The sequence below is a fragment of the Persicirhabdus sediminis genome (assembly GCF_016595495.1).
Classification (GTDB): Bacteria; Verrucomicrobiota; Verrucomicrobiia; order Verrucomicrobiales; family Akkermansiaceae; genus Persicirhabdus; species Persicirhabdus sediminis.
Map to the genome: position 1 here is coordinate 58710 of NZ_JAENIM010000039.1, position 12959 is coordinate 71668.

The window sequence follows — 12959 nt, forward strand, 5'->3', positions numbered from 1 at the left end:
AATCTCTTACGGCAGTGGCAGCGGGTGATCACGTCCGCTGAGGTTTTTGTGAGCTTTGATCAGGGCGGCACCTAGTGGTGATTCAAGAATGATTTCCCAGTCGCTGAACTCACTAACTTCAGCTAGCTCGGGTAAGAGCGCGTGTTTGTAGCCAGCAAGTCTAGCAGCATCCGCAGTTTGCTCGCAGCTATCCCAAGTGATCGCGGGTGAGATGTTAGGCGCTTTTTTTGTCGCTACAAGGTGACAGCCACCAGCTGGAGTAGGGCCAATGCTCAGTTCGTGTTTCTGCAGCATGGAGAATGCTAGCTGGACCCAGCGAGATCCACACATCGGGCAGTCGCTAGTCATCACCGCCACTTCATCATAACCATCAGTGAAGGCATCCGTGAGCGCATGGTTAACAACGTGATCAAAGTCTAACTCAGCCTGCGGGTGAAATGAGATTTTCAGCTGGCTGGATGATTGTGGCCAGTGCCAGCTGTGATCGTCTATAACTTGCAAATTTTCCAGCTGCGGAAGAATCCAGAATTTGATGCTATCGTGGGCATCTGCTGGCGCATAACAAAATCTAATGTCGCAATTTTCCAGCCCCTTGAGCTGGCGCAGCTGCACGGCTACGAGTGATTGATAGATGGTGTTTGCCTCTTCGTCGCCACAGCTTTTGGCGAGCTGTAGTTTGACTTGCCCAGCAATGGGCTCTTGAAGAAAAACGATGAGTACTCGTGAGTGCATGATCTCTTTATAAACACAATCCAGCGGGAAATCAAAAGCCGCAATCATGTGATTGCGGCTCGGATGTTTTGTTAGTGGTCTATTTTTCTATGGTATCTTGCGCGTCGTACTTGCTTTTAATCTCGTCGAGCTGGCTTTTGAGTTCTTTGATTTTGCCAGCGTACTCTGGGTTGTTATAGAGATTGTTCATCTCTTTGGGATCCTTTTCCAGATCGTAGAGTTCCCATTCGTTATGGGTATAGAAGTTGATTAACTTAAATCGTTTGCCGCGAATGCCTTCATGTTTGGCGACTCGATGCCATGTTTCATCACCAGCGTAATAGTGATAGTAGAGGCTGTCGCGCCAGTCAGCTGGCGTTTTGCCTTTCAGCAGTGGAACAAGGCTTTTGCCCTGCATGTCAGCTGGAATTTCCACCCCAGCTAGCTCGAGAAATGTTTCAGCGTAGTCGATGTTCTGCACCAGCTCGTTGCATACTGAGCCTGGCTTTGTGACGCCCGGCCAGCGAATGAGCAGGGGAGTGCGCATCGATTCCTCGTACATGAAGCGCTTATCAAACCAGCCGTGTTCGCCGAGGTAAAACCCCTGATCTGAGCTGTAGATAACCACTGTGTTATCTGCTAGACCCGAGTCGTCTAGATAATCTAGCACCTTGCCAACGCTCTCGTCTACTGCGGCAATGCAGCGCAGATAATCTTTTAAGTATCGTTGGTATTTCCAGCGCACTAATTCTTTGCCTTCTAGCTTAGCATCGAGAAATTTTTTGTTTTTTGGACCATAGGCGGCATTCCACTGAGCTAGCTCATCTTCGGTCATGCGGCCAAGGTTGTAGGTCCATAAGTTAGGTTTGCTGTCGTCCAATTCCCAAACTTTGTTATCACCAGTTAGGCTCATGGTGATCTCAATGCTCATGTCTTGGTTTCTAGCTGCTTTGCCTCGCGTATTGTAGTCGTCAAATAAGTTGTCGGGCTCGGGGATGGTGACATCATCGTAGAGTGATAGATGGCGCAGTGCTGGCATCCACTCGCGGTGAGGCGCCTTGTGCTGCAGCATGAGCATGAATGGTTTTTGCTTGTTGCGGTTTTCTATCCACTCGATGCCCTTGTCAGCCAGCATATCGGTGACGTATCCTTTTTCGGTCACCGTGCTGCCGTCCATTTTGATGAAGTCTGGGTTATAATAATGACCTTGGTTAGGTAAAATTTCCCAGTGGTCAAATCCAGTTGGTTCGGTCGCCAAGTGCCATTTGCCAATCAATGCGGTTTGGTAGCCAGCTGATTGTAGAAGCTTGGGAAATGTCTGCTGGCCGCCATCAAACTTGTCGTCATTTTTGCGGAAGCCATTGAGATGGCTGTGTTTACCCGTTAGGATGGCGGCGCGCGCTGGTCCGCAGATAGAGTTGCAGACAAAACTCTCGGCAAACATCATGCCTTCGTTGGCGATGCGGTCGAGGTTAGGGGTTTCATTCAATGACTCAGGGTAGGCGCTGATAGCGCGCTGCGCGTGGTCATCGGTAAACATAAAGAGAATGTTCGGGCGGCTCTCAGCTAACGCGCTGGCTTGCAGTGAAAGCAGAACAAATGAGGCTTTTAGTGCGTGCCGAGTCGATTTGGTGGCATCGTTAAACATAATAATTATTCCTAGCTGGCTAGTTGCCGTTTGCCAAGTTCCTTGTTTTTTCTGGCTACACGTATGCCTGAAGGTGGCGCCTATCAGCTTGCTTAGCTAACAAGTTGAGATGGCTGGTGGGTGATGAATCACCGATGCCAGCCACCTCAGCAGATGGAAGTTGTTTGAGTTTGTTTGGCGGTTTATTTTTGCTGCGCGCGGTAGTTGATATTTCCCTTCAGCTGGATGTCCATGATTTCTACAGCCGCACCATCAGCGGAGAAGATTTTCAATACATGAGCTGGCTGGCCTGCGGGGAATTTGAAGACGGCTTTGTCACCCTCTTGGCTGGCGATGATGTCAGGGGTGAAGTCCTCAGGGATCACTGGCTGGATGGTTGTGCGTAGATTTGCCGCTTGCTCTGGGTCAGCTAGAGTGAGTGAAATCTCAGTGAGGATATGTGGCACACGCATGTGGAACTGCAGGCTGTTTTTCCATGAAAAATCTCCCTCGGCGATCCAGCTAGTTGGCTCGTTTTGGGTAACTAATGCCTGCGCTGCAGCTGGAGTGACTTTCCAATGAGCGATTGCTTGTGCGGGGATGTCATCTTGGTAGAACTCAATGGCTAATGGCTTCGTTAGTCGTTGTTGGAATTCTTCCGCTGTCCACGGACTAGTGCGTTCATTTTCTAACTTACGCAGGTGGGTGATAGAATTTGGCCAGACTTCAGTTGGCGAACATTGCTGCGAGGCTCTGAGGTAGGAGACGAGACCGGCAATAGTTTTGTCATCTAAGTTAGGCATGGCTATCATTTGGTCGCCCGGGTAGCTTCTTCCGTCTAGCTCACCTTTGAGCCCGTGGAGCAATGTGAGGGCTGGGAGGTCAAAGCGCGCATTGACGCGTGGCGAATCTACCAGTGATGGCGCGAGAGGTTCCATACCTTTGGCATCCATGCCGTGGCAAGCTGAGCAGATGGTTTGGAAGGTTTCGGCTCCAGCTGATAGGACTTCCACACCAAATGGTGATACGGGAGTGCGCCAGTTTTGCACCACCGCGGCAATAATAGGGTCGCCGCTGGTATTGAGCACTGGAAATAGCTCGGCAAAATAGTGGTTGTCTGGCTGCGCTTGCATGATCGATTGCTGAATTTTCTTCAGATCGATAGCGTCGATTTTCGATGCTGTTAGCGCGGCTTGGGTGACTACTGAGTTATCAGCTGAGCTGGCTAGTTTGCTGATAGCTACGTTGATAGCAGCTGACGACGGCTGGCTCTCAGCCACACGCATGGCGGTAATCTGCACATCTGCTGGAGCATTGGCGAGCAGCCCGAGTAAGAGGGCATCGTTCACTTGCCCGAGGCCTTCGAGCGTCCACAGCGCGTGAATACGCGAGTGGATGCTTGCGCCGCTGTTAGTGGCTAGGTTTTCTAGCTGCTCAGCTAGCTGGCTGAGTTGTTGGTCAATGATTAGGTGTTGGGCGCGCTTGCGCACCCAGTAGTTGCTAGATTGCAGGCTGGTGATGAGCTCATCCGCATTGGCATTTTCTAATGAGGTGGTTTCACGCTTTTTGAAATCCTCATGTACAATGCGGTAGATGCGGCCACGTGAGACGATTTTATCTAGCTGGAATTTATCAATCTGCTCGCGCAGGTAGGTGCCTTCCTTAGCCCAGTGGCCGTGCTGGATGATACCGCGGTACATGTCTACCAGATATAAATTTCCATCTGGCCCAGTGCGCATGTTGACGGGGCGGAAGAGTGGGTCGCGAGATCTAATAAACTCGCTGCCGGGGTCGGCATTTTTGGCGACGGTGCGCCCGTCAGCATGAGTGTCTAGCTGGAACCGGCGAACTAGTCGACCTACTGGCTCAGGCAGAAATGTTTGCCCTTGGAGTTCAGCTGGCAGGTTGTCGCCTTTGAATACTTCCTGACCGCCGCAGCCGGTGAATTTTTCCAGAGCGTTGTTTTTGATCGCCCCTGGGCCACCTTGCATGTCGGGTAAGTTAGAAATTGGAAATACGTACTTCTCGATTTCGGGAAGTTCCCAGCTTGGCCACCAGAACCCGTATTGGATAGGGATTTGGAAGTCTTTGATGCCGTGGCCACCAGCTGCGTTAGAGAAAATTTGCTGTCCGCTACTGGTCTCAGTTAGCCCCCATTGACCATTACTGCGCGGGATGGTTTCAGCGATAAATTGTCCGTCCTGATATTTCCAGCGGGTTTTCCCCCAGGATGTATAGATCCAGTTATCTAGCGAGTGAATCATGCACCCTTCTTGGTGTTCTACATTGCCGCCAAATGAATCGACTTTGAAGGCGAGCGATTTTTCATCAGCCACGCCGTCGCCGTTGTTATCTTTGAACCAATAAACTTCTTCGATGCCGGTTTCCTGAATGAGCAAGCCACCGCGAAATGGCACGATTGAGCGGGGGAGTACAAGTTTGTCGGCAAACACAATGCGTTTGTCCATCATGCCGTCACCATTTTCATCACTGAGGAGAACCACGCGACTTTGCGGTGTGCGCTCGTCGCTAGACTCGATGTCCTGCATGTAGGTATTCATTTCCGCTACAAACAGGTCGCCATTGTCATTCCAGGCGATGGCGACTGGCTCTTGCACCATGGGCTCAGCGGCGACGAGTTCCAGCTGGAATCCAGCGGTGATTTCTGTTTGTTGGATAAACTCAGCTGGGCTGAGGGGAACGGGTGACTCGGCTGCTACAGCCAGAGCGGGTAGTAGGGTAAAGGGAAATGGGTATAATTTCATATTTGTATTATATCTACTTATTACGTCCCGAATTGCCCATTTATACAGTAAAATAATAGAGTTTCTTGAGAATGCTAGCCTTGCCCATTTTCCCTTTGCTTGAGCACAAAAAAATCAGCCAGCAGAGCGAGGCTCCACTGGCTGAATTATTTGATCCACCTAGATGATAGAAATGAAAAATTAACGCACTTTTCCTGGTCTTCTTTTATTTGGATTGGCGTTGAACTCTTGCACGCTAGTGCGTTTACCCTGAGCGTATTCGCGGTTGCGGTTACCAGGTCCGCCCCACCACTTATTATCAGGCATGGTGCTGTCCCAGGCATCAAACATGTCCTGAAGTGTTTGTGCTTGTTCTGGCATTTGGCTAGCGAGGTCCTTGCGCTCTTCTGGGTCATTGGCGATGTCAAAGAGCATGATGTCGAGACTGCCTGAGCTGTCATTCCAAGTGAGTTTCATGTCACCGTGGCGGATAGCGTAGTCATTGTCACGACGCCAGAAAAGTGTCTGATGTGGACGCTCGTCACCCTTTTCACCATTGATGTATGGAAGGAGGTTTTTTCCGTCGAATGGGAATCCTTTGAGCGGCTTGTCAATGCCTACAAATGAGGCGATGGTTGGCACAATATTCAGCGAGCTCATTGGGTAGTTGTAGCGTGAGCCAGCTTTGATTTTACCTGGAAACTGCATGGTGAATGGCACGCGAATGCCACCTTCGTAGGTGTCACCTTTATAGCCACGGAATGGGCCAGCATTTGACATGACCATGCCACCGCGCTCGCGGCTTGGGTCTTTTTTGGTTTTATTTTTGCCTATTCCCTGGCCAGCTGGGGTGCCATTGTCGGCAATGAAGATCACCATGGTATTGTCATGCACACCTTGCTTTTTCAGCGCTTCAAGCACGCGGCCGATGCCATCGTCCATCGCTAAGGTCATGGCTGCAAAAAATTGGCGATCGTAGGGGACGTCGAGTGATTTGGTGCGCTCGAGGTATTCATCAGGCACCTGCCACGGTGCGTGTACTGAGTTGTACGCGAGGTAGAGGAAAAATGGATCCTCTGAGTTGCGCTCGATGAAGCCAACGGCCTCGTCGCTGAACAAGTCGGTGAGGTAGACGTCTTTTCTAGCAGGCAGTGCTTCTTCGTTTCTCCACAGCGGCCATGTGCTTGGGCGCTCGTAGCTATCTGTCCACTGGGTGAAATCGTGTGCGCCGTTGAGGAATCCAAAGAAGTAATCAAACCCTCTGGCTTGTGGGCGCACAGGTTCGTTGACGCCGAGGTGCCACTTGCCAATAATGCCGGTTTTGTAGCCGTGTGGTTTGAGAATTTCTGAAACCAGCGATTGATCTGGAGTCACGCCAGCGTTGATTAAGTGTTCTGGCTGGTTGCCTGGAAACCCTTTAACGGATGGGTTTTCTCCTGAGCCAAAACGTTGCTGGTAGACGCCGGTGAGCATGCCGCTGCGTGATGGACCGCAAACTGACGCGGTCACGTAGCCTTGGCTGTAATGCACACCATTGGCGGCAATGCTATCAATATTTGGAGTCATGATGGTATCCACGCCGTGGAATCCCACATCGCCCCAGCCCATGTCGTCAGATACAATAAGCACGACATTGGGTTTGTCGGCGCGATCAGGAGCGGCAGCCAGCTGGCTTGTCATCGCTGCTCCCATAGTCAGCGCGGTGGCTGAGAGACATAAATTTTTAATCATAGATAGGTTGTGTGTATATTCGTTGCAGTGGGTGACCGCATCACAAGATATACACGTCAGCGAAGTTGTCATCTGGACGGCGTTTTCCCTAATTTGTAATACATGCCATTAATCGTTGCTCGTTATGCGTGATATGACGCTGCCGAAGGTGGCTGGGCTTTGCCTGTTGAAAATGTGAAATTGATGATTACAATCTGCCGTTAGGATTCTACTAGTCAATGATCGCTCGTCTGTTCATTAATTAGCTATGCCTGTGAGTGAACCATATCCGGAGAGATTTGAAATCGAGATCGATCGTGAAAACCAGCTGAAATACATGCAGAACAAGGCTCAGCGTAGCTAGCTGGCTTGAAGTGCGTCCAGCTGGCATTTCTCGCTGAGACGTGTAGACACAAAAAGACCCTTACCGCGTCCGGAAAGGGTCTTGGAATTTTTTGCTATATTAGCTGGAAATCTGATTACTTAACGCCCTTTTTGCTGAGGCGAGTTCCCTTAGTTGCGCCCTGACGAGCTTTGAACTTAGGATTTGATTTGCAGATAACGTATAGTGTGCCGTTACGCTTGACTACTTGGCAGTCCTCGTGGCGGCGCTTCATTGAAGCAAGTGAAGAAAGTACTTTCATATTTCGAAATGGTTATATTGCTTGGGCGGCGAAATCTACTGGGAACCGGTCACTTGTAAAGCACGTTTTTGCATTATCTGTCGATTTCATTAACTTTTCTTAAATGGTTGACCGCGGATGAATGAAAGGTGGTTCATTTTCAGCGATTTGCAAGTTTATGCAAATTCAGTCCACTAGACAGATCTGCATTTTTCCAGCTGAGATTAATTAACTAAGCCGGTCAGCTATCGGCTATATTAGTGGTGAATAGGCGAGGGGGGCCGGTGGAAAGCTGGCCGCGTGGCTGGATGAATCCGCATTTGCTATGATATACAGTGATTATAAAGACGAGTCTGCGATGGATTGACTAAGTCCGTGGGCATCGGCGACTGGCTGGCAGGTGATTTGCTTGTTTTGGCAATTGATCGCGCTGACCAGCTCAGGTTTCAGCTGGCACGCATTTTCCAGCCCGCGCTCGGCGATGGCGAGCACCCACGGGTTAATAGCCATGTCCAGCGCCTGTGTGGCTGTGCGCGCGTAGGCAGCTGGCATGTTGGCTACACTATAATGCAGCACGCCCTCTTCTATATAGGTAGGGTGATCGTGAGTCGTCGGGCGGGTGGTTTCAGCGCAGCCACCTTGGTCGACGGCGATATCGACAAAAACCGCACCCGCTTGCATGAGCTTGAGCATCGCGCGGGTGATTAATTTCGGCGCAGCCGCACCTGGCACTAGCACGGCGCCCACCAGCAAATCGGTGCGCGGTAGTAGGTCCACTAGATTTGCTTGGCTGGAAAATAGACAGCGCACGCCGCTCAGGTTGCGTTCGAGAAATCTCATGCGCTCGACATCCAGCTCAAGGATGGTGACCTCAGCACCCATGCCTGCTGCCACACGAGCTGCATTCATGCCAGCTGAGCCACCGCCCATCACGGTGACGCGTCCAGCTGGCACCCCAGTGACGCCACCTAATAATAACCCGCGCCCGCCGAGGTTTTTGGCCAAATGATAGGCGCCAACCATGCTGGCCATGCTGCCAGCGATTTCACTCATCGGCTCGAGCAGTGGCCTGCGCCCGTCCACTGTGAGCGTTTCATAGGCCAGCGCGGTGCAGCCAGAATCGCGCAGTGCCTCGGTGAGCGGTTTGTTGGCAGCCAGATGCAGGTAGGTGAATAAAATTTGGCCATTTCTCAGCATGTCGACCTCACCCATTTGCGGTTCTTTGACCTTCACTATCATCTGTGCGGTAGAAAATACCTCAGCCGCGGAGTTCACCACCTGAGCGCCAGCGGCAAGATATGGAACATCTGTATACGAGGCTCCTGCGCCAGCACTTTCTTGTAGCAGAACCTGGTGCCCGCGTTTAACTAATTCAGCTACAGTTGCCGGCGTCAGGGCGATGCGGTGCTCTTGGTTTTTGATTTCTTTAGGCAGGCCGATGATCATGATCCGTTAACATACACCCGATGAAAAAAAAATCGTACTTCTTAGTAGAATTATATTGCATAAATCCGATTTTTGAAGATACTGCGCCCGCCTTCCGGAAACGGCAGGAAAGCAACACAAAAGCCGGTTTAGCTCAGTTGGTAGAGCAACTGATTTGTAATCAGTAGGTCGTCGGTTCGAATCCGACAACCGGCTCCATTTTGCCCATCATAACGGTGGGCTTTTTTGGCTCTGTTGTCAGCGGATATTAGCTATTCGTTAAGACATCAGTAGTAATTTGTGGAGCTCATCAGAGTGGATAAAAAAAGTGCAAGTGAGCGCAGTATTAGCTTGCAAGAATCCAATTTCTGAAGATACTGCGCCCGCCTTCGGAAACGACAGGCAATCAAAATAAAAGCCGGTTTAGCTCAGTTGGTAGAGCAACTGATTTGTAATCAGTAGGTCGTCGGTTCGAATCCGACAACCGGCTCCATTTAGCCCATCATTGCGATGGGCTTTTTTGGCTTCAGGCCGGAAGGTACGGGCTGCGCCCTAAGGTCCGCTCGCTAGCTCGCTGCAGGTGCGGGCTGCGCCCTAAGGTCCGCTCGCCAACTCGCTGCAGGTACGGGCTTCGCCCTAAGGTCCGCTCGCCAGCTCGCTGCAGGTGCGGGCTGCGCCCTAAGGTCCGCTCGCAGGCTCGTTGCAGGTTCGGGCTGCGCCCTAAGGTCCGCTCGCCAGCTCGCTGCAGGTACGGGCTGCGCCCTAAGGTCCGCTCGCAGGCTCGCTGCAAGTACGGGCTTCGCCCTATGGTTCGCTCGCAGGCTCGCTGCAGGTGCGGGCTGCGCCCTAAGGTCCGCTCACTGGCTCGCTGCAGGTGCGACACTGCTCTTTGCTTGGTGATGTTGATGAGGTTTTCTAGCTGGTTGAGGTTTTCTAGCTGGTTGGGTTTTTCTAGCTGGTTGGGTTTTTCTATCTAGCTGGGTTTTTCTATCTGGTTGAGGTTTTCTGGCTGGTTGAGGTTTTCTAGCTGGCTGGTTTTTCTAGCTGGCTGGTTTTTTCTATCTGGCTGGGTTTTTCTATCTGGCTGAGATTTTCTAGCTGGTTGAGATTTTCTAGCTGGTTGAGATTTTCTGGCTGGTTGAGGTTTTCTAGCTGGTTGAGGTTTTCTAGCTGGTTGAGGTTTTCTGGCTGGTTGAGGTTTTCTGGCTGGTTGAGGTTTTCTGGCTGGTTGAGGTTTTCTATCTGGCTGGGTTTTTCTATCTGGCTGGGTTTTTCTATCTGGCTGGGTTTTTCTATCTGGCTGGGTTTTTCTATCTGGCTGGGTTTTTCTATCTGGCTGGGTTTTTCTATCTGGCTGGGTTTTTCTAGCTGGCTGGCAGATGTTCATACGCCAAAGGCGTAAAACAGCCTAGCCTAGGGTAAGGCAGCCCAGAATGGGCAACGTAACCCTAGGGTCGGGCATATTAGAAAACGAACTCTGAAGGAGTTCACCATGTCGAGACTGATGGAGCATTTTAAACCACAGATTTCGCAGATGACACAGATGCTATTCTACCTGCTCGGTCCAGTATTTGGTGTCTTGATCCATAGGGGTAGCATCAAGGGTAAAGTAGCTGATTTCCTGTCTAGCTATTGTGTATAAATTATACTCGGACATGTTGATGTTGGGGATGAATGGGCTGGGGCTGCTAGGGTCTTTGATAGAAAGATCACCTTCACTGTTAAAGAGGGTTGTGTAAGCTTTTCATTTTATGCAGATTTGCATATAAAATTAATCTGCCGTTAGGGGGCGTCTGGATTATCTGGGCTCAGAGGAGTCTATGAGCATGAGCCGGGGCATCATAGAGACATGAAAATGTTGATTCTAATGCATACTAGCAAGGTGAACCTAACGAGGTAATTGATAGTTCACCGCGTAAACCTACGGGCTAACGATAAGTGATCATTGTAATGATGAAGAATATATTAAAGAAATTGCTGATTTTCGCCTTTGCTTATGCCTGTTTGGATAGTCAAATCCACGCTGATTTTGTTAGGAATGATGGAGATTCTCTCTATTACACGTATCTCGATTATTTAAGCACCTGCGAAAAACTATTAATCTCAGCGGATAAAATTGATAAACTTCCTAATATAAATGAGGAAGATAAGATGGTGGTGCGTGTGGTGTATACAGCGGGCTGGGTTCAGAAGTCCTATACGATGGTATTAGGGGAATTAAATGAGCCTGTTCTCGTTGAGCGACGAGTTTTATCGAGAGACTCTGTAATTAAATTAAGTAGGCATGGTGTAAAGATTCCAGCTGATAAGCATCTTCGCTTACTGAATGCTCAAGCTTTATCAACTCTTGCAGAAGAACCTATGGACTTGGCTCCTCCAAACCCTGCATCTGAAGATGCTCCATGGGTATTCCTTATGATAAAGATGAAAGGACAGGCTGAGCCAAAATATTACATTAGAAGTTTGGAAGAGGATAAGTATCTACTCGAAGGTTATTTCAAGGGTTTACTCAGCATCAAAGATTTATTGTAGGAAAATCGCCCGCTGCGCAGGGTGGCTGCAGTGAGCCTGCAGCTGGCATGCGCGAGTTGATGCTGACTGACTGCCTGTCACTTTATTGGGCCTGTGGTTTTGCCGTTATGATTAGGCAAGGCTGATTGTGTCCTATTGTTTCGCCCCTTCAGGGCTTTATTTCTAGGGGGCGGTTTCCTAGGGTGGCGTTGCACCTTCGGCGCTTCCTTACCCTAGGCTGGCATTTTTTGCCCCTTTGCGGCTGGGGTGTTTGGTGGATTTGCGGCTGGGGTGTTTGGTGGATTTGCGGCTGGGGTGTTTGGTGGATTTGCGGCTGGGGTGTTTGGTGGATTTGCGGCTGGGGTGTTTGGTGGATTTGCGGCTGGGGTGTTTGGTGGATTTGCGGCTGGGGTGTTTGGTGGATTTGCGGCTGGGGTGTTTGGTGGATTGGCGGGCGTTGTGGTCAATGATGGCCTTTTTTTGGGGAGTTTTATCTGCTTGTAAGCATTTGTGTTTAGCGGGTTATAAGAATGGGCTTGGAGCAATCGATGTGGTTAAGTTGTATGATTATTATCACAAAATTTACCCGATTCAGCATGCTGTCGGGTTAATTTTATATTGGTCTTATAGATTTAGATTGCCTGAATCAGTCGTTTGTCTATTTGTTGTTGTTACATCGAACTAGTCCCCGTCGTTTCGTTGGTGGGTGTTATGTCGTTGTTAACCATGAATAGATACACTAATGAAATTATTACTAATAACTGCACTAAGCGGAGTTTGTGTGATGTCGACACAGGCGGCTGCGATTATCTATAGTTTTGATACAGCAACGGGTCTTGCCGCTAGTGGCGATACGTCTGGGCTGACCCTAAGCGCTATTTCAGCCACCCACGGATCTAATTCGGATGCTAGCGGCGATCGCCAGATGGCTCAAGGCTGGTACTCACGGGATACTGGTGACGATGGAGTCTTTTTTATCTCAGCGCGAAGTTTTGATAATAAAGGCATTGATGCCGCGGACCTTGATATGAATAGCGGAGCTCCGTCCTATATTTCATTTACTATGGATGCTGGTGCGGGAAATACCTTAAATTTATCCTCTTCTTCGATTAGCTTTGATGCCACCGCTTATGCTGATTCTACTTTCAGCCAGGTGATTGCCTATAGTGTCTGGGCAAATACTGGAGGTGGATGGACTATGTTGGATGCTATAGATAGCGTGACTGGTGATGCGACCGGTGCGAGCTCTACCAGCGTGATGTATGCGGATGCCGCCAAGACCACGTCGATTACCGGTTGGGCCTTGACTAGTAACGTTCTGGATACCAGCAAAATGATGAGTTTTGATATTTCCTCGCTGGGGGATGCAAACCAGTCGGTTGAGTTTGCGGTAGCGATTTCCGGTACTCGTGATAACCACGGTAACTGGGGGGCTAGTATTGATAACCTAGCACTGACAGATTTTGCTCCTATCCCTGAGCCATCATCATCAGCGCTGCTCGGTCTAGCTGGCATGGCATTGCTTTTCAGACGTAAGCTCTAGTTTCAGCTGATTTGTCTATGTTTATTGGGTTGTCTATCATCTACTAGTTAGGGGGCCAGTTGTGC

General features: G+C 49.9%; 10 protein-coding genes and 2 tRNA genes. 5 read left to right on the top strand and 7 right to left on the bottom strand.

The genetic code is table 11. From position 1 onward, the window contains the following. Positions 1 to 6: 6 nt before the first annotated feature. The 6 genes from JIN82_RS07805 to ald form a co-directional block, all read right to left on the bottom strand. Positions 7 to 780, bottom strand: a complete 774-nt coding sequence (locus tag JIN82_RS07805; RefSeq protein WP_200311072.1) for a TIGR04282 family arsenosugar biosynthesis glycosyltransferase — start codon at positions 778 to 780, stop codon at positions 7 to 9. Between the two features lie 31 nt (positions 781 to 811). After that, positions 812 to 2359 (bottom strand): sulfatase family protein, encoded by a 1548-nt coding sequence (locus JIN82_RS07810; RefSeq protein WP_200311073.1) that lies wholly within the window; start codon positions 2357 to 2359, stop codon positions 812 to 814. A gap of 182 nt (positions 2360 to 2541) precedes the next feature. Next, positions 2542 to 5103 carry a DUF7133 domain-containing protein gene (locus JIN82_RS07815; RefSeq protein WP_200311074.1) on the bottom strand — a complete coding sequence of 854 codons (2562 nt, stop codon included), beginning with the start codon at positions 5101 to 5103 and terminating at the stop codon, positions 2542 to 2544. 180 nt (positions 5104 to 5283) lie between these two features. Beyond that, entirely contained in the window at positions 5284 to 6813 is a 1530-nt protein-coding gene (locus JIN82_RS07820) for a sulfatase family protein (RefSeq protein WP_200311075.1), read from the bottom strand. A 458-nt stretch (positions 6814 to 7271) separates the two neighbouring features. Next, entirely contained in the window at positions 7272 to 7436 is a 165-nt protein-coding gene (gene ykgO, locus JIN82_RS07825) for a type B 50S ribosomal protein L36 (protein WP_200311076.1), read from the bottom strand. A 318-nt stretch (positions 7437 to 7754) separates the two neighbouring features. Continuing rightward, positions 7755 to 8861 (bottom strand): alanine dehydrogenase, encoded by a 1107-nt coding sequence (ald, locus tag JIN82_RS07830; RefSeq protein ID WP_200311077.1) that lies wholly within the window; start codon positions 8859 to 8861, stop codon positions 7755 to 7757. A gap of 122 nt (positions 8862 to 8983) precedes the next feature. Between ald and JIN82_RS07835 the strand changes: the two genes are divergently transcribed. Continuing rightward, positions 8984 to 9059: transfer RNA gene (locus JIN82_RS07835), tRNA-Thr, on the top strand. Between the two features lie 198 nt (positions 9060 to 9257). Then, positions 9258 to 9333 (top strand) — tRNA-Thr (locus JIN82_RS07840). A gap of 480 nt (positions 9334 to 9813) precedes the next feature. Here JIN82_RS07840 and JIN82_RS07845 read toward each other — a convergent pair. Beyond that, complete coding sequence (locus tag JIN82_RS07845; protein ID WP_200311078.1) at positions 9814 to 10227, bottom strand: hypothetical protein; 414 nt, start codon at positions 10225 to 10227, stop codon at positions 9814 to 9816. Positions 10228 to 10790: 563 nt separating this feature from the next. Here JIN82_RS07845 and JIN82_RS07850 point away from each other — a divergent pair. The 3 genes from JIN82_RS07850 (at position 10791) to JIN82_RS07860 (ending at position 12894) form a co-directional block, all read left to right on the top strand. Next, entirely contained in the window at positions 10791 to 11372 is a 582-nt protein-coding gene (locus JIN82_RS07850; RefSeq protein ID WP_200311079.1) for a hypothetical protein, read from the top strand. Between the two features lie 246 nt (positions 11373 to 11618). Next, on the top strand, positions 11619 to 11855 hold the full coding sequence (locus JIN82_RS07855) for a hypothetical protein (protein ID WP_200311080.1): 237 nt from the start codon (positions 11619 to 11621) through the stop codon (positions 11853 to 11855). Positions 11856 to 12093: 238 nt separating this feature from the next. Then, the gene (locus JIN82_RS07860) at positions 12094 to 12894 is read left to right on the top strand and encodes a PEP-CTERM sorting domain-containing protein (RefSeq protein WP_200311081.1); all 801 of its coding nucleotides are present in this window, start codon (positions 12094 to 12096) and stop codon (positions 12892 to 12894) included. Positions 12895 to 12959 lie beyond the last annotated feature (65 nt).